We start from the raw sequence: 16808 nt of genomic DNA, 5'->3' as shown, positions 1-16808 counted from the left end.
GCATCGAAGAAGCAGCGGAACGGGGGTCAGAGCAGCGCGGCACGCGGGCCGTCGGGCTGCTCCAGCCGGTGTTCCAGGATGGAGCGGGCGATCTCGGAGGATTCCGCCTCGTCCAGCTTCCGGAAGCCCTCGTCGGTGATGACGGTGACGATCGGGTAGATCCGCCGGGCCACATCGGGACCGCCGGTCGCCGAATCGTCGTCCGCGGCGTCGTACAACGCCTGGACGACCAGGGTGAGGGCCTCCTGCTCCGTCAGGTCCTGGCGGTAGAGCTTCTTCATCGAACTGCGGGCGAAGACCGACCCGGAGCCGGTGGCCGCGTAGCCGTGCTCCTCGGAACGGCCGCCGGTGACGTCGTACGAGAAGATGCGGCCCTTCTCGCGGTCGACGTCGAAGCCGGCGAAGAGCGGCACGACGGCGAGGCCCTGCATCGCCATGGCCAGATTGCTGCGGATCATCGTGGAGAGCCGGTTGGCCTTGCCCTCCAGGGAGAGCTGGGCGCCCTCGACCTTCTCGAAGTGCTCCAGCTCCAGCTGGAAGAGCTTGACCATCTCCACGGCCAGTCCGGCCGTGCCGGCGATGCCCACCGCCGAGTACTCGTCGGCCGGGAAGACCTTCTCGATGTCGCGCTGAGCGATCACATTGCCCATGGTCGCGCGCCGGTCACCGGCCAGGACCACACCGCCGGGGAACGTCGCCGCGACGATGGTCGTCCCGTGCGGCGCCTCGATGGCCCCCTGCAGGGGCGGCAGGCTCCGGTTGCCCGGGAGCATCCCGGGTGACTGGTCGGACAGGAAATCCATGAACGAAGAGGATCCCGGCGTCAGGAAGGCAGCTGGTAGACGCCCGGTGCTACGAGTGTTGGCTTCCACGCGTTTCCCTCCAGGTAAACGACGGCCCTGAGCAAGGCGTCAGGATCGTCTCCCAACTTGCCGATGGCCGAATTGCAGTTGCTGCGGTTACGCCACGGACCCTACCCGTACCGTGGCGGTGATCCACATGAACCGCGGGGGCGGCTGCACGGCTCGCGGTGCCGCTTGCGCCCGCGCGGTACGGGCCGACCCGGCCCGTACCGCGCGCACCGCTCTCCACTCCCCCGCGTTCACATCCGTGAACTACTGTCCGCCCTTTTGAACGAAGGAGCGCACGAAGTCCTCCGCGTTCTCCTCGAGCACGTCATCGATCTCGTCCAGAACCGAGTCGACGTCGTCGCTCAGCTTCTCCTGGCGGTCCTTGAGGTCCTCGGAGGCCTGCGCGTCCTGCGCCTGCTCCTCGACCTCCTCGGTGGAACGCGTCGCCTTCTGCTGTCCGCCGCCGGTGTCCTTGGTCGCCATCTAGCTCACCCCGCTCGGTTCGAAGCACTTGATCAGACCCTACCCACGGGCTCCGACATCGGCCCGGTACTTCCCTCAACGTCCGGGGGACATCCCGATGATTCCCCGATCCCGGCCCTTTCAGCCGCCCGACAGGACCTGGACCAGCTCCTCCGCCGTACGGCAGCGGTCCAGGAGCTCCTTGACGTGGTTACGGGTGCCGCGCAGCGGTTCCAGGGTCGGTACCCGTTGCAGCGAGTCATGACCGGGCAGATCGAAGATGACCGAGTCCCAGGAGGCCGCCGCCACGTCGTCGGCGTACTGCTCCAGGCAGCGGCCGCGGAAATAGGCCCTGGTGTCCTCCGGAGGCTTCGTACGGGCCTGCTCGACCTCGCTCTCGTCCAGCAGCCGCTTCATCTTCCCGCGGGCCGCCAGACGGTTGTACAGGCCCTTCTCGGCCCGCACGTCGGCGTACTGGAGATCCACCAGATGCAGACGCGCCGCGTCCCAGTCCAGGCTGTCGCGGCGGCGGTAGCCCTCCATGAGCTCCCGCTTGGCGATCCAGTCGAGCTCCCCGGACAGGCTCATCGGATCGTTCTCCAGCCGGTTGAGGGTGTCCTCCCAGCGGATCAGGACGTCCTTGGTCTGCTCGTCGGCGTCGGCCCCGTACCGCTCCTCGACGTATTTGCGGCCCAGCTCGAAGTACTCCATCTGCAGCTGCACCGCGGTGAGGGTGCGGCCGCTGCGCAGCGTGATGAGGTGCTTCAGCGTCGGGTCGTGGGAGACGTGGTGCAGGGTGCGCACCGGCTGGTCGACCGCGAGATCGACGTTGATGAAGCCGTCCTCGATCATGGAGAGGACCAGGGCGGTGGTGCCGAGCTTGAGATAGGTGGAGATCTCCGAGAGGTTCGCGTCCCCGATGATCACATGGAGCCGGCGGTACTTCTCGGCGTCGGAGTGGGGTTCGTCCCGGGTGTTGATGATGGGGCGCTTGAGCGTGGTCTCCAGCCCGACCTCGACCTCGAAGTAGTCGGCGCGCTGGCTGATCTGGAAGCCGTGCTCGTGACCGTCCTGGCCGATGCCCACGCGTCCCGCGCCGGTGACCACCTGGCGGGAGACGAAGAACGGGGTCAGATGGCGCACGATGTCGGAGAAGGGGGTTTCCCGCTTCATCAGGTAGTTCTCGTGCGTGCCGTACGAGGCGCCCTTGTTGTCGGTGTTGTTCTTGTAGAGGTGGATCGGCTGGGCGCCGGGAAGCTGGGCCGCGCGCTCGGCGGCTTCGGCCATGATGCGTTCGCCGGCCTTGTCCCAGAGGACCGCGTCCCGCGGATTGGTGACTTCCGGGGAGCTGTATTCCGGGTGCGCGTGGTCGACGTAGAGGCGGGCCCCATTGGTGAGGATGACATTGGCGAGACCGATGTCCTCGTCGGTGAGCTGGCTGGAGTCCGCGGTCTCGCGGGCGAGGTCGAAGCCTCGCGCGTCCCGCAGCGGGTTCTCCTCCTCGAAGTCCCAGCGGGCGCGGCGCGCCCGGTGCATCGCCGCTGCGTAGGCGTTGACGATCTGGGACGAGGTGAGCATGGCATTGGCGTTGGGGTGGCCGGGGACGGAGATCCCGTACTCCGTCTCGATGCCCATTACTCGCCGTACGGTCATGCGGCCCTCCTTGCCCGGCGGCGCTCCCTTGAGGGGCGGCGCTCCAGTACCGCTGCTTGTCGGTGCGCGTGCGCTGCCCGTCCACGCACTGCGCGACCGGGCGGTACGCAAGAGCCTAGAGCGCCTCTGTGCTGGTGGGGAGATCAATTGCGTCATTGCTGCGGTGTCGCGCGAGCTGGACCGAAAGCAACCGGCTGCGGATGCCCGGCCGGGCATCCGCAGCCTGTCCGCGTTCTACAGGTACTGCCCGGTGTTCGCCACCGTGTCGATGGAGCGACCGGTGTCCGCGCCCTGCTTTCCGGTGACGAGCGTGCGGATGAAGACGATCCGCTCGCCCTTCTTGCCGGAGATCCTGGCCCAGTCGTCCGGGTTGGTGGTGTTCGGCAGGTCCTCGTTCTCCTTGAACTCGTCCACGCACGCCTGGAGGAGATGGGAGACGCGAAGGCCCTTCTGGCCCTGGTCGAGGAAGGCCTTGATGGCCATCTTCTTGGCCCGGTCGACGATGTTCTGGATCATCGCGCCGGAGTTGAAGTCCTTGAAGTACAGGACTTCCTTGTCGCCGTTGGCGTACGTGACCTCGAGGAAGCGGTTCTCCTCGGACTCGGTGTACATCCGCTCGACGACCGACTGGATCATGGCGTGCGCGGCGGCTTCCTTGGAGCCGGTGTGCTCCGCGAGGTCGTCCGCGTGCAGGGGCAGCGAAGGCGTGAGGTACTTCGCGAAGATGTCCTTCGCGGCCTCCGCGTCCGGGCGCTCGATCTTGATCTTCACATCGAGGCGGCCGGGTCGCAGGATCGCGGGGTCGATCATGTCCTCGCGGTTGGAGGCGCCGATGACGATGACGTTCTCCAGGCCCTCGACGCCGTCGATCTCGGCGAGCAGCTGGGGGACGATGGTGTTCTCCACGTCCGAGCTGACGCCGGATCCCCGGGTGCGGAAGAGGGACTCCATCTCGTCGAAGAAGACGATGACGGGGGTGCCCTCGCTCGCCTTCTCACGGGCACGCTGGAAGACCAGGCGGATGTGCCGCTCGGTCTCGCCGACGTACTTGTTGAGAAGCTCCGGACCCTTGATGTTGAGGAAGTAGCTCTTGCCCGCCGGCTGGCCGGTGACCTCGGCGACCTTCTTGGCAAGGGAGTTGGCGACGGCCTTGGCGATGAGTGTCTTGCCGCAGCCGGGCGGACCGTAGAGCAGGATGCCCTTCGGCGGACGCAGTTCGTGTTCCTTGAAGAGGTCGGGGTGGAGGTAGGGGAGCTCGACCGCGTCCCGGATCAGTTCGATCTGGTCGCCCAGACCGCCGATCTTGTCGTAGTCGATGTCCGGTACCTCTTCGAGGACGAGCTCTTCGACCTCGCTCTTGGGGACCACTTCGTAGACGTAGCCGGACCTGGGTTCGAGCAGGAGGGCGTCGCCGGGGCGGATGGTGATGTCCAGCAGCGGCTCGGCGAGCCTCACCACCCGTTCCTCGTCGGTGTGCCCGATGACCAGGGCCCGCTCGCCGTCCTCGAGGATTTCCTTGAGGGTGACGATGTCCCCGGCCCGCTCGTATTCCATGGCGTCGACCACGTTGAGCGCTTCGTTGAGCATGACTTCCTGGCCGCGCCGGAGGTCGTCGAGCTCGACACTCGGGCTGACATTCACCCGGAGCTTCCGGCCCCCGGTGAAGATGTCGCAGGTGCCGTCCTCATTGCCCTGCAGAAACACACCGAAACCGGCCGGCGGCTGTGCGAGCCGGTCGACTTCCTCCTTGAGGGCCACGATCTGGTCGCGGGCCTCGCGCAATGTGTTGGCGAGCCGTTCATTCTGTGCGGACACGCCTGCCAGGTTGGTCTGCAACTCGACGATCCGCTCTTCGAGAATCCTCGTATGGCGCGGAGAGTCGGCGAGCTTACGTCGCAGGACGGCGATTTCCTGCTCGAGATAGGCGACCTGGCCGGCTGGGTCTTCGGACCCCCGCCCGGGCCGGATGCCGCGGTTGATGTCGTCGTCGTGGGCTGCCACGGTCCTCACCTCCTCCAAGGGGAGCTGGACGCTTCCTGACCCTACCTGGGTGGGTGATGATTGAAACCCCTAGATCACAAAGACTGCGGGGCGTGTCCGATCTTCACCCTTGCGTTCCCCCTCGTGTCAGGGGAATACCCACCCTTCAACATCGGAAAGCGGCCGGTTGTATCGTCGAACCGTTCAACACCCGTCAGGGTTGGCTTCTTTTGGTTCGGATACGCAGGGAACGGCAGGAGAAATGACCGTGCAGCAGGACGCTCCCAACGGCGGCGACGCGCAGGACCTGGAGGTCTGGATCGACCAGGACCTCTGCACGGGAGACGGCATCTGCGTCCAGTACGCGCCCGAGGTGTTCGAGCTGGACATCGACGGTCTGGCCTATGTGAAGAGCGCGGACGACGAGCTGCTGCAGGACGCGGGCGCGACGACGCCCGTTCCGCTGCCGCTCCTCCAGGACGTCGTCGATTCGGCCAAGGAGTGTCCGGGCGACTGCATCCACGTACGTCGCGTTTCGGACAGCGTCGAGGTGTACGGCCCCGAGGCCGCCTGATCCGGCTGCAGCGGACCTCCGGTCACCCTCGGTGACGGGTCAGGCGCTGCTCGGAGCGGCCTGGGTGGCGCGGACGAACGCGCCGCCCTTCCACTGCCAGGTGACCCGCTCCTGCTGGTCGGGGCAGCAGCGCGCCACCGTGTCGGAGGAGTAGCCGAGCAGAGTGGCCGAAATGACTCCGTCACGCACCGCGAAATCGCCGACGCTCATCTCCTGGGCGGGGTCCACCAGGGTCGCCACGACCCGCGGTGCGGCCCCGCTTCCGCGTGTGAGGACGTAGACGCCGCTGGGCGGGGTCCCGGAGCCGGCCGCGCAGCGGACCACCGCGACGGTCTCGGGGCGGCCGTCGCCGTCGAGGTCGCCGGTGGCCTGCTTGGCCACGGCGCTCTCCAGTCCGCCGCATTCCAGGGGGAAGTCCGCCCGTGCCGGATCGGGGGCGGTGACGTTCGCGGTGCCGTGCTGCGCCGTGGTGCGGTGAGGGGTGGAGGCAGAGGCCGCGGGGTCCGGCTGGAGCAGGCCTGCGGCCGCGACGACGGCGGCCATGGCCGCCGCGGTGGCGAGCCAGTGCAGCGGCTTGGTGTCGGTGTGCGCGAGGTCCGGGAGCTCGGAGGTCTGCACGCGGGATGTCTCCTGTGGTTCCTGTGGTTCGAGGATGCCGGGGTGGGCGGCGCCGGTGGGACCGGCGCGGCGGCGCGGGGTGGCCAGCATCGTGCCACACCTCACAGAACAGCGGAACGGTGGGGTCGGTACGGATTGCCCGGCCGGCGAGGACGGTGTCCTCCCGGCAACGAAAGGGCGCCGCCGCCGAGTTCCCGGGTCGGTCCGGGAACTCGGCGGCGGCGCCGGTGCGTTGCGCGGTCAGCCGCGGGAGGAGCCGCTCTGGCTGCCGGGACCGTCGTAGTCCTCGCCGTAGGCACCCTTGGCGGGGCGGCGGCGGCGCAGCGGGGCCTCCACACCGTCGGCCAGTCGACGGGCGGTGACGAGGAAGCCGGTGTGGCCGATCATGCGGTGGTCCGGGCGGACGGCCAGGCCCTCGACATGCCAGTTGCGGATCATCGATTCCCAGGGCTGCGGCTCGGCGAAGCAGCCGATCTCACGGATGGACTCGACGGTCCGCGCGAGCTGGGTGGTGGTGGCGACGTACGCGCAGAGGATGCCGCCGGGCACCAGCGCCTTGGAGACGGCCTCCAGGCACTCCCAGGGGGCGAGCATGTCGAGGACGACGCGGTCGACGTCGGTGTCCGAGAGGTTGTCCTGGAGGTCGCCGACAGTGAGCTGCCAGGCCGGGTGCGGCTCGCCGAAGTAGCGTTCCACGTTCTGCTGGGCGATCTCGGCGAAGTCCTCGCGGCGCTCGTAGGAGTGCAGCATGCCCTGGTCGCCGATGGCGCGCAGCAGGAAGGTGGAGAGCGAGCCGGAGCCGACGCCGGCCTCCACGACGCGGGCGCCGGGGAAGATGTCGGCGAAGGCCAGGATCTGCCCCGCGTCCTTGGGGTAGACCACGGCGGCGCCGCGGGGCATGGACAGGACGTAGTCGGGGAGCAGGGGGCGCAGCGCGAGATAGGCGACGTTTCCCGTGGTTCGGACAACACTGCCCTCGGGGGCACCGATCAGCTCGTCGTGCGGGAAAGAACCCTTGTGGGTGTGGAAGTTCTTTCCGGCCTCGAGCGTGAAGGTGTAGTGGCGTCCCTTGGGATCGGTGAGCTGGACCTGGTCCCCGACCTTGAAGGGCCCGCGTCGGCGGGCGGCACCGGTCGGTTCAGACATGTGACCAGCGTACCGGTGATTCCCGGGGCTCCGACCGCGAGCCCGGGGCGGACTCCGGCGGTCAGGCGGCCGGTCTGGCCAGGGCGGCGACGAACGCACGTTCGACGTCTGCGGTGGAGAGGACGCCGTAGATCTCACCGGTCTCCTCCAGCACCAGGTACTCGGTGGCCGGGCTGGCCTTGAGCCTGTCCAGGAGTGCCTCGCCGGACAGCTCGGCGGAGACCTTCATGCCTTCGGTGAGGTCCTGGGCGAGGCCGCTGACGGCGACCCAGGGGCGGCGGTGTTCCGGCACGGCGACGATGGCCGTTTCCCGGACGATGCCCTTCGGCTCGCCGTGTCCGTCGACGACGACGAGGGCGCGGGCGCCCGCCTCGTTGGCCCGGCGCAGGGCCTCGGAGAGCGGGGTGGCGGCCTCCACCGGGACGGCGCGCCGGGTGAGCGTGCGGGCGCACAGCTCGGGGAGGTGTTCGCGCAGACGGGCCATGCGCAGGCTGTTGCCCGCTCCGGTCCAGATGATCGCGGCGAGGATGGCGGCGAGCAGGGCGTCGGTGATGGTGTCCATGCCGCTGAGGTCGCCGGGGTTGTTGCCGAAGGTCCCGGTGTGGGTGAGCAGCGGCAGGCCGATCAGGGTGATGACGGCGAGGGCGCGGCCGACCCAGGCGGCGGCGACGGTGCCGCTCATCGGCCGTCCGGTGATCTTCCAGACGACGGCGCGGAGCATGCGCCCGCCGTCCAGCGGGAGGCCGGGGAGGAGGTTGAAGGCGGCCACCAGGAGGTTGGAGACCATCAGCCCGGCGAGCAGGACACCGGGCACGGTGCCGGGCGCGACGAACATCATCCCGACGTAGAACACACCCGCGAGCACCAGGGAGAGCAGCGGTCCGACGAAGGCGAGCAGGAATTCGCGGCCCGGGGTCTCGGACTCCTTCTCGATCTCGGAGACGCCGCCGAAGAACTGGAGCTGGATGCGGCGCACCGGCAGCTTGTAGCGCAGCGCCACGACGGTGTGGGCGAGTTCGTGGACGAGCACGGAGGCGTAGAAGGCGATCGCGAAGAAGAGCGCGACCAGATAGCGCGCCGTGCCGAGCTCGGGCAGCACCCGGTCGAGCTGACCGCCGAAGACCCAGGTGATCAGCGCGGCCACGAGGAACCAGCTGGGCGCGACGTACACGGGCACGCCGAAGGGGCGGCCCATGAGAATGCCGCCTCCGGGCTCTTCGGGGCGCTGCGGTTCACCCTTGTCGGGGCCGGCGCCAGGGGGCGTTCCCCCTGCACCGGGCTGCGGCCGCCCGCTGTCGCCGCTCTCGTCCACGGGGTCCCTTCGGTCGGTGCCCTACGGCACGATCATGCAGTGTTCGAGGCTGTGTGGTCGATGGTATGCCGCCCGCTGTCAGTGGCGGGCCGTAGGGTCTTCGACATGACCTCCCTGCCGCGGCCCGCTCAGCCGCCTTCGTCCCTGTCGCCGTCGCGGGCGAGCGATTTCATGCAGTGTCCGCTGCTGTACCGCTTCCGGGTCATCGACAAACTGCCGGAGAAGCCCAGCGAGGCGGCTACCCGGGGCACGCTGGTGCATGCGGTGCTGGAGCGGCTCTTCGACAATCCGGCGGTGGAGCGCACCGCCGGCCGGGCCACGGCGCTGATCCCCGCCCAGTGGGACCGGCTGCTGGAGTCGAAGCCGGAGCTGTCGGAGCTGTTCGCCGAGGATGCCGGGGGCGAGCGGCTCTCGCGCTGGCTCTCGGAGGCGGAGGGCCTGGTGGAGCGGTGGTTCTCGCTGGAGGATCCGACGCGTCTGGAGCCCGCCGAGCGGGAGCTCTTCGTCGAGACGGAGCTGGAGTCGGGACTGCGGCTGCGCGGGGTGATCGACCGGATCGACGTGGCGCCGACGGGCGAGGTCCGGATCGTCGACTACAAGACGGGGAAGGCGCCGCGCCCGGAGTACGCGGAGGGCGCGCTCTTCCAGATGAAGTTCTACGCCCTGGTGATCTGGCGGCTGAAGGGTGTGGTGCCGCGCCGGCTCCAGCTGGTCTACCTCGGCAGCGGGGACATCCTGACGTACGACCCGGTGGTGGCGGATCTGGAGCGGGTGGAGCGCAAGCTGCTGGCGCTGTGGGACGCGATCCGGCTGGCCACGGAGACGGGCGAGTGGCGGCCCCGGCCGACGAAGCTCTGCGGCTGGTGCGACCACCGGTCGGTCTGTCCCGAATTCGGCGGTACTCCCCCGGTCTATCCATTGACGGTCCGCCCGGCGGAGCCGGAGCAGGATGTGCAGGGCAGAATGGATCCGGTCCGCGCCGAGGCCGGCCGGCCTGTGGCCCTCGAAGGACCGTGAACTCGAAGGACCGTGAAGGAGACCCTGTGGCTATCCGCGTCCTACTGGTCGACGACCAGCCCCTGCTGCGCACCGGCTTCCGGATGATTCTGGAGGCGGAAGGCGATCTCGCGGTGGTGGGTGAGGCCGGTGACGGTCTCCAGGCTCTCGACCAGGTGCGGGCGCTGCAGCCCGATGTGGTGCTGATGGACATCCGCATGCCGCGGATGGACGGCGTCGAGGCGACGCGCCAGATCACCGGGCCGGGCCGCGACGGTCCGGCGAAGGTGCTGGTGCTGACGACGTTCGATCTCGACGAGTACGTGGTGGAGGCGCTGCGCGCCGGCGCCAGCGGCTTCCTGCTGAAGGACGCTCCGGCCAATGAGCTGGTGCAGGCCATCCGGGTGGTCGCGGCGGGCGAGGCGATGCTCGCACCGAGCATCACCCGCAGGCTCCTCGACAAGTACGCGGACCATCTGCCGTCCGGCGAGGATCCGGTGCCCGACACGCTGCACACGCTGACCGACCGCGAGGTCGAGGTGCTGAAGCTGGTGGCACGCGGTCTGTCGAATGCGGAGATCGCCGCGGATCTGTTCGTCAGCGAGACGACGGTAAAGACCCATGTCGGCCATGTGCTGACCAAGCTCGGACTGCGCGACCGGGTGCAGGCCGCCGTGTACGCGTACGAGAGCGGTCTGGTGCGCCCCGGCGCCCAGTGAGCGGAGCGGAGGGAGCGGCGCCTCCGGCCAGGTGCGGCCGGGGGCGCCGTCCGTGCTCAGACGCGGCCGTCGCCCAGCTCCCAGAGCTGGAGTTCCGCGGAGGAGTTGACCGCCCACTCGACACCGGTGAGGCCCTCGCGGGAGGCGACGTACTGCTTTCCCTGCCAGATCGGTAGTACCGGGACGTCGTCGGCGACGATGTCCTGGATCTGCTGGAAGGTCTTGGTCGAGGCGCTGCGGTCGCTCTCGCGGCGGGACTGCGGAATGAGCGTCTTCTGGACCGGCGCCGACTTGTAGGGCGAGTTGAGGAAGTTGTTCCTGTCGAGGAACGGCGCCGTGAAGTTGTCGGGGTCCGGGAAGTCGGGGAACCAGCCCATGCCGTAGACGGCGTAGTCGCCGCGCAGCTGTGCCGGGCGGTACTTCGCCCAGGGGGTCCCCTGGGCGGTGACGTCGAACAGTCCGGTGTCGTTGAACTGCTTCTTCAGCGTTCCGAACTCGGCGGCGGTGCCGGCGCCGGCACGGTCGGTCGGGTAGTGGAGCGTGAGCTTCACCGGGGTGTCGACGCCTGCGGCGTTCAGGATCGCCGCAGCCTTCGTGGTGCCGGGTTCGCTGTACTTGTTGTAGAACGAGTTGGCGTGCGCGGTGATGCCGGACGGGATCAGCGAGTACAGCGGCTCGGCCGTGGTGCCGTACACCTTGCTCGCGATTTCACCGCGGTCGACGACCTGGGCCATGGCCTGGCGGACGGCCTTGTTCTTCACGGCCGGGTCGTTGGTGTTGAAGCCCAGGAAATGGATGGCGAGGCCGGGCATCTCGGTGAGCTTGATGTCGTCCCTGGGCTTTTCGAGCATCTGCTGGGACTGCTCGGGCGACATGGTGCGGGTCATCATGTCGATCTTCTGGTTGTCGAGGGCCTTGCCCATGGCCGCCGGGTCGGGGAAGACGTCCAGCTCGACCTTCTCGTTCCGTACCTTCAGGTCCCCCTTGTAGTGAGGGTTCCTGGTGAAGAGCACCTTGACGATCCGATTGTGCTCGACTTCCGGCTTCATGGTGTACGGCCCGGAGCCGTCCACCTGGAATCCGGTGCGCGCGGACTTCGCCGCGTACTGGCTCCGCGGCACGATCCCGGCGACCGGGGTGGCGAGCTTGTACGGGAACGTGGCGTCCGGCGCGCGCAGGTGGAAGATGACCTCCCGCTCCCCCTGTGTCTCGACCGTGTCGATGTTGTCGAGCAGGGCGACGGGCCCGTTGGGGGCATCGATGCGGATGACGCGGTCGATGGAGTACTTCACGTCGTCGGCGGTCATGGCCTTGCCGTCGGCGAACTTCAGACCGCTGCGCAGCTTGCAGCGGTAGCTCTCGTTCTGCGTGTCCGTGAAGGTGCAGCTCTCCGCGGCTTCGGGCACCGGCTCGCCGCCGCCGCGCGGCACATGCACCAGGGTCTGCACGGTCTGCCGGAGCACGTTCCACACGCCGGCTTCGTAGCCGATGGCGGGATCGAGCGGCGCGGGACTGTCCTTCGAGGCGACGAACTGGTCCGTGGTGCCGACAACGATGGCGCCCTTGCCATCGCTCCCGTCGCCCGACGCGCCGCAGGCGGCGAGTGCGGGTGCGAGCAGGCCGACGACGGCCGGCAGCACCAGAGTCTTGCGGTTCATCTTGGACGCTCTCCCTCATCCGGGCATGGAGAGAGCGACATTAGTAGGCGTCGTCGGCAATGCCGGACCGGAGAAGTCCCCGCGCGTAATCAGATGGTGATGGGAATGAACGGCGAGCCGCTTTCACGCGTCGGAAGGGTTTCGCGCATACAGAATGAACCGGGACATTCCAATGCACCAAAACGGGCATGCCGGGTGATCTCGAAAACCCTCCGAAGTGCATTCGGGTGAGAAAACTCACGCCTCGACCGTTCGAATCCCTTATCGCACGCCCGGCATTCCCACACTTGCGCGCGACAGAAAATGCACCATTCGCCGCCGAGGGCTTTTCCGTTCATTCACAGAAACACTCTCGGTACGCGGATCAACGCGTTCCCGTGACCAGTCCCCGGAGGAAGGCGAGATCGACTTCTTCGAGCGAACGCACGACCACCCGGCCGGACGCGGGGGCGATGGGAGCGACGGACGGTACGGCGACCACCCGGCAGCCCGCCGCCTCCGCGGCCGCGACACCGGTCGCGGTGTCCTCGATGACCGCACAGCGTTCGGGCTCCGCACCGAAGCCGGAAGCGGCGGTGAGATAGGGCTCCGGGTGCGGCTTCGTACGGGAGACCTCGTCGCCCGCGACGGTGAGCGCGAAGTGGTGACGGCCCACCGATTCCAGCACCCGGTCGATGATCCGCCGGTGCGAGGCGGAGACCAGGGCCGTCGGGATGTCGTGCCTGACCAGTTCGGCCAGCAGCCGGGCCGCGCCCGGCATCAGCGGCACCCCGCGGCCGATGCGCTTCTCGAAGCGGTCGTTGAGCAGCACGGTGAGTTCGTCGAGGGTGATGTCCGCGCCGGTGACGTCCATGAGGTAGCCGGCGCTGCGGGTCATCGGCCCGCCGACCACCACGTCCCGCCAGGCCTCGTCGAGCCGGTGACCGAGCTCGGCGAAGACCTCCACCTCCGCGTCCCACCAGAACCCCTCGGTGTCGACGAGAGTGCCGTCCATGTCGAGGAGGACGGCCTGGAGCGCGGCGCCTTCGGCCGTGCGGGTCAAGGACGCGGGGACCGTGCTGGTCATCCGGCACACCTTCCGTGAGGGACGAGAAGGCCGGCCGCCATTTCCCGTGGGAAGGGCGACCGGCCTGCACTGGGCCGACAAGTGTACGACTTGTCCTGCTACCGCGCGTTGAACATCGTCTTACCGCGCGTTGAAGTACTTCGCCTCCGGGTGATGGATGACGATCGCGTCGGTGGACTGCTCCGGATGCAGCTGGAATTCCTCCGAGAGGTGCACCCCGATCCGCTCCGGCTGGAGCAGCTCGGCGATCTTCGCCCGGTCCTCCAGGTCGGGGCAGGCACCGTAGCCGAGGGAGAAGCGCGCCCCCCGGTACTTCAGCGCGAACATGTCCTCGACGTCGGACGGGTCCTCGCCGCCGAAGCCCAGCTCCGAGCGGACCCGGGCGTGCCAGTACTCGGCCAGGGCCTCGGCCAGCTGCACGGACAGGCCGTGCAGCTCCAGGTAGTCGCGGTAGGAGTTGGCCTCGAAGAGCTTCGCGGTCTCGCCGCCGATCTTCGAGCCGACGGTGACGACCTGAAGACCGATCACGTCCCTCTCGCCGGACTCCTCGGGGCGGAAGAAGTCCGCGAGGCAGAGCCGCCGGCCGCGGCGCTGGCGCGGGAAGGTGAAGCGGGTCCGCTCGGAGCCGTCCTCGTGGAGCAGGATCAGGTCGTCGCCCTTGGACACGCAGGGGAAGTAGCCGTAGACGACGGCGGCTTCCAGGAGGTTCTCGGTGTGGAGCTTGTCGAGCCAGCCGCGCAGGTGCGGGCGGCCCTCGGTCTCCACCAGCTCCTCGTACGTCGGTCCGTCACCGGCGCGGGCCTGCTTCAGTCCCCACTGGCCCTTGAAGAGGGCGCCCTCGTCGAGCCAGGACGCGTACTCCTTGAGCTGGATGCCCTTGACGACCCGGGTGCCCCAGAAGGGGGGCTCGGGGACCGGGTTGTCGACGGCGACGTCCGAGCGGACGCCCTCCTGCGGCTCGTCGACCTCCAGGACCGCGGTGTCGCGCTTGGGCACCCGGCGCTGCTTGAGCTCGGGCAGGACCGCACCCGGGACACCACGCTTGACCGCGATCAGCGCGTCCATCAGACGCAGCCCCTCGAACGCGTCGCGGGCGTAGCGGACCTCGCCCTCGTAGATCTCGTGGAGGTCCTGCTCGACGTAGGCCCGGGTGAGGGCCGCGCCGCCGAGGATGACGGGGAAGTCGGCGGCCAGCTTGCGCTGGTTCAGCTCCTCCAGGTTCTCCTTCATGATCACGGTGGACTTCACCAGGAGGCCGGACATGCCGATGACGTCGGCCCGGTGTTCCTCGGCGGCTTCCAGGATCGCGGAGACGGGCTGCTTGATGCCGAGGTTGACGACGTTGTAGCCGTTGTTGGACAGGATGATGTCGACGAGGTTCTTGCCGATGTCGTGGACGTCGCCGCGGACCGTGGCCAGGACGATGGTGCCCTTGCCCTCGGCGTCGGACTTCTCCATGTGCGGTTCGAGGTGTGCCACCGCGGTCTTCATGACCTCGGCGGACTGGAGGACGAAGGGCAGCTGCATCTGGCCGGAGCCGAAGAGCTCGCCGACGACCTTCATGCCCTCCAGGAGGGTGTCGTTGACGATGTCGAGGGCCGGGCGGGTCCGCAGTGCCTCGTCGAGGTCGTTCTCCAGGCCGTTCTTCTCACCGTCGATGATGCGGCGCTGGAGCCGCTCGTCGAGCGGCAGGGCCAGGAGCTCCTCGGCCTTGCCCGCCTTCATCGACTTCGTGCTGACGCCCTCGAACAGCTCCATGAGCCGCTGCAGCGGGTCGTACCCCTCGGCGCGCCGGTCGTGGATCAGGTCGAGGGCGACCTTGACCTGCTCCTCCTCCAGGCGGGCGATCGGCAGGATCTTGGAGGCGTGCACGATCGCGGAGTCGAGTCCGGCCTTGACGCACTCGTCGAGGAAGACGGAGTTCAGCACGGTGCGGGCGGCCGGATTGAGGCCGAAGGAGATGTTGGACAGGCCCAGCGTGGTCTGCACTTCGGGGTGGCGCTTCTTCAGCTCACGGATCGCCTCGATGGTGGCGATGCCGTCGCCGCGGGACTCCTCCTGACCGGTGCAGATGGTGAAGGTGAGGGCGTCGATCAGGATGTCCGACTCCTGGATGCCCCAGTTTCCGGTCAGGTCCGCGATCAGCCGCTCGGCGACGGCGACCTTGTGCTCGACGGTGCGGGCCTGGCCCTCCTCGTCGATGGTCAGCGCGATCAGCGCGGCACCGTGCTCCACGGCCAGCGCGGTGACCTTGGCGAACCGGGACTCGGGACCGTCGCCGTCCTCGTAGTTGACCGAGTTCAGGACGGCACGCCCGCCCAGCTTCTCCAGGCCGGCCCGCAGCACGGGCAGTTCCGTCGAGTCCAGCACGATCGGGAGCGTGGACGCGGTGGCGAAGCGGCCGGCCAGCTCCTCCATGTCTGCCACACCGTCACGGCCCACGTAGTCGACGCAGAGGTCGAGCATGTGCGCACCCTCGCGGATCTGGTCACGGGCCATCTCCACGCAGTCGTCCCAGCGGGCTTCGAGCATGGCCTCGCGGAACTTCTTCGAACCGTTGGCGTTCGTACGCTCGCCGATCGCGAGGTACGAGGTGTCCTGGCGGAACGGGACGGTCTGGTAGAGGGAGGCGGCACCCGGCTCGGGGCGCGGGGTGCGGGAGGTGACGGCCACACCGCGGACCCGCTCGACGACCTGGCGCAGGTGCTCCGGAGTCGTACCGCAGCAGCCGCCGACCAGCGAGAGGCCGTACTCCTGGACGAAGGTCTCCTGCGCGTCGGCGAGCTCGGCCGGGGACAGCGGGTAGTGCGCGCCGTCCTTGCCGAGCACCGGGAGGCCGGCGTTGGGCATGCAGGAGAGCGGGATGCGGGAGTGACGGGCGAGGTAGCGCAGGTGCTCGCTCATCTCGGCGGGGCCGGTGGCGCAGTTCAGGCCGATGAGGTCGATGCCGAGCGGTTCCAGGGCGGTGAGCGCCGCGCCGATCTCGGAGCCGAGCAGCATGGTGCCGGTCGTCTCGACGGTGACGGAGCAGATCACCGGGAGGTTGGCCCCGGTGGCCTCCAGGGCGCGGCGCGCGCCGATGACGGAGGCCTTGGTCTGGAGCAGGTCCTGGGTGGTCTCGACCAGGAGGGCGTCGGCGCCACCGGCGATCATGCCTTCGGCGTTCTGCTGGTAGGCGTCGCGGAGCTTGGTGTACGGGGCGTGGCCCAGCGTCGGCAGCTTCGTACCGGGGCCCATCGAGCCGAGCACCCAGCGCTGCTGCCCGGTGGAGGCGGTGAACTCGTCGGCGACCTCGCGGGCGATGCGCGCGCCGGACTCGGAGAGCTCGAAGACCCGCTCGGGAATGTCGTACTCGCCCAGGGCCGCCAGGTTGGCGCCGAAGGTGTTCGTCTCGACGCAGTCCACGCCGACGGCGAAGTACTCCTCGTGCACCGAACGCACGATGTCGGGGCGGGTGACGTTCAGGATCTCGTTGCAGCCCTCGAGGTTCTGGAAGTCGTCGAGGGTCGGGTCCTGTGCCTGGAGCATGGTGCCCATGGCGCCGTCGGCCACCACTACACGGGTGGCGAGCGCCTCGCGGAGGGCTTCGGCTCGGTTCCGGCTGTCGGCGGAAGGGGTCGGCGACGAGGCCATGGATGTACTCCCTGGGATGCGACGGCTGTCGGCTTTGCGTCTTCGGTGGAAGGCGCACCAGGCCAGCGTAGCCGGGCGGCGCCCGGGGCCGTCACTCCGTCCCACGGAACGGACTGCATGCTGTGCGGGGGGATGTCCGG

Annotated in this window: 13 protein-coding genes and 1 pseudogene; 3 read left to right on the top strand and 11 right to left on the bottom strand. The window is 68.7% G+C overall.

What is annotated here, in order from left to right:
- Window positions 1-26 precede the first annotated feature (26 nt).
- The 5 genes and pseudogenes from prcB to arc form a co-directional block, all read right to left on the bottom strand.
- Complete coding sequence (gene prcB / locus OG520_RS32245; RefSeq protein ID WP_266421634.1) at window positions 27-872, bottom strand: proteasome subunit beta; 846 nt, start codon at window positions 870-872, stop codon at window positions 27-29.
- Window positions 824-1014: pseudogene (locus tag OG520_RS32240) on the bottom strand (endonuclease domain-containing protein); the annotation flags it as partial. The pseudogene OG520_RS32240 and the gene prcB, both read right to left, overlap by 49 nt.
- Before the next feature lie 101 nt (window positions 1015-1115).
- On the bottom strand, window positions 1116-1334 hold the full coding sequence (locus tag OG520_RS32235) for a ubiquitin-like protein Pup (RefSeq protein ID WP_266421631.1): 219 nt from the start codon (window positions 1332-1334) through the stop codon (window positions 1116-1118).
- Window positions 1335-1454: 120 nt separating this feature from the next.
- Window positions 1455-2966, bottom strand: a complete 1512-nt coding sequence (gene dop, locus OG520_RS32230) for a depupylase/deamidase Dop (protein ID WP_406015464.1) — start codon at window positions 2964-2966, stop codon at window positions 1455-1457.
- A 234-nt stretch (window positions 2967-3200) separates the two neighbouring features.
- Window positions 3201-4967: a proteasome ATPase gene (arc, locus tag OG520_RS32225; protein ID WP_399330102.1), complete on the bottom strand. Its 1767-nt coding sequence runs from the start codon at window positions 4965-4967 to the stop codon at window positions 3201-3203.
- Window positions 4968-5208: 241 nt separating this feature from the next.
- Between arc and OG520_RS32220 the strand changes: the two genes are divergently transcribed.
- Entirely contained in the window at window positions 5209-5520 is a 312-nt protein-coding gene (locus tag OG520_RS32220; protein WP_266421625.1) for a ferredoxin, read from the top strand.
- A gap of 39 nt (window positions 5521-5559) precedes the next feature.
- Here the strand turns inward: OG520_RS32220 and OG520_RS32215 are convergent, their stop codons facing one another.
- The 3 genes from OG520_RS32215 to OG520_RS32205 form a co-directional block, all read right to left on the bottom strand.
- Complete coding sequence (locus tag OG520_RS32215; RefSeq protein ID WP_406016621.1) at window positions 5560-6138, bottom strand: hypothetical protein; 579 nt, start codon at window positions 6136-6138, stop codon at window positions 5560-5562.
- A 240-nt stretch (window positions 6139-6378) separates the two neighbouring features.
- Window positions 6379-7284, bottom strand: a complete 906-nt coding sequence (locus tag OG520_RS32210) for a tRNA (adenine-N1)-methyltransferase (protein ID WP_124718703.1) — start codon at window positions 7282-7284, stop codon at window positions 6379-6381.
- Between the two features lie 61 nt (window positions 7285-7345).
- Window positions 7346-8596, bottom strand: coding sequence for a site-2 protease family protein (locus tag OG520_RS32205; protein ID WP_406015463.1), 1251 nt, complete (start codon window positions 8594-8596; stop codon window positions 7346-7348).
- A 171-nt stretch (window positions 8597-8767) separates the two neighbouring features.
- On the opposite strand from OG520_RS32205, the gene OG520_RS32200 reads away from it, so the two are divergent.
- Together OG520_RS32200 and OG520_RS32195 are read left to right on the top strand one after the other, a co-directional pair.
- Window positions 8768-9613: a RecB family exonuclease gene (locus tag OG520_RS32200; RefSeq protein WP_399330285.1), complete on the top strand. Its 846-nt coding sequence runs from the start codon at window positions 8768-8770 to the stop codon at window positions 9611-9613.
- Between the two features lie 26 nt (window positions 9614-9639).
- Window positions 9640-10311: a response regulator transcription factor gene (locus tag OG520_RS32195; RefSeq protein ID WP_148833656.1), complete on the top strand. Its 672-nt coding sequence runs from the start codon at window positions 9640-9642 to the stop codon at window positions 10309-10311.
- Window positions 10312-10367: 56 nt separating this feature from the next.
- On the opposite strand, the gene OG520_RS32190 is transcribed toward OG520_RS32195, so the two are convergent.
- From OG520_RS32190 to metH, 3 genes are all read right to left on the bottom strand, one after another.
- Entirely contained in the window at window positions 10368-11969 is a 1602-nt protein-coding gene (locus OG520_RS32190; protein ID WP_406015462.1) for an ABC transporter substrate-binding protein, read from the bottom strand.
- A gap of 364 nt (window positions 11970-12333) precedes the next feature.
- Window positions 12334-13035, bottom strand: coding sequence for an HAD family phosphatase (locus OG520_RS32185; protein WP_266421609.1), 702 nt, complete (start codon window positions 13033-13035; stop codon window positions 12334-12336).
- A 120-nt stretch (window positions 13036-13155) separates the two neighbouring features.
- Window positions 13156-16668, bottom strand: coding sequence for a methionine synthase (gene metH / locus OG520_RS32180; RefSeq protein WP_406015461.1), 3513 nt, complete (start codon window positions 16666-16668; stop codon window positions 13156-13158).
- Window positions 16669-16808: the final 140 nt, after the last annotated feature.

It is taken from the genome of Streptomyces sp. NBC_00984 (genome assembly GCF_045162475.1).
In the GTDB taxonomy this organism is placed as follows: domain Bacteria; phylum Actinomycetota; class Actinomycetes; order Streptomycetales; family Streptomycetaceae; genus Streptomyces.
This window is presented reverse-complemented; position numbering and strand designations above follow the sequence as displayed.

Bases quoted from the DNA above. Each gene is read 5' to 3' on its own strand.
- OG520_RS32235 (WP_266421631.1), bottom strand. From the start codon at position 1,334: ATGGCGACCAAGGACACCGGCGGCGGACAGCAGAAGGCGACGCGTTCC.
- dop (WP_406015464.1), bottom strand. From the start codon at position 2,966: ATGACCGTACGGCGAGTAATGGGCATCGAGACGGAGTACGGGATCTCC.
- OG520_RS32220 (WP_266421625.1), top strand. From the start codon at position 5,209: ATGACCGTGCAGCAGGACGCTCCCAACGGCGGCGACGCGCAGGACCTG.
- OG520_RS32210 (WP_124718703.1), bottom strand. From the start codon at position 7,284: ATGTCTGAACCGACCGGTGCCGCCCGCCGACGCGGGCCCTTCAAGGTC.
- OG520_RS32200 (WP_399330285.1), top strand. From the start codon at position 8,768: ATGCAGTGTCCGCTGCTGTACCGCTTCCGGGTCATCGACAAACTGCCG.
- OG520_RS32190 (WP_406015462.1), bottom strand. From the start codon at position 11,969: ATGAACCGCAAGACTCTGGTGCTGCCGGCCGTCGTCGGCCTGCTCGCA.
- OG520_RS32185 (WP_266421609.1), bottom strand. From the start codon at position 13,035: ATGACCAGCACGGTCCCCGCGTCCTTGACCCGCACGGCCGAAGGCGCC.
- metH (WP_406015461.1), bottom strand. From the start codon at position 16,668: ATGGCCTCGTCGCCGACCCCTTCCGCCGACAGCCGGAACCGAGCCGAA.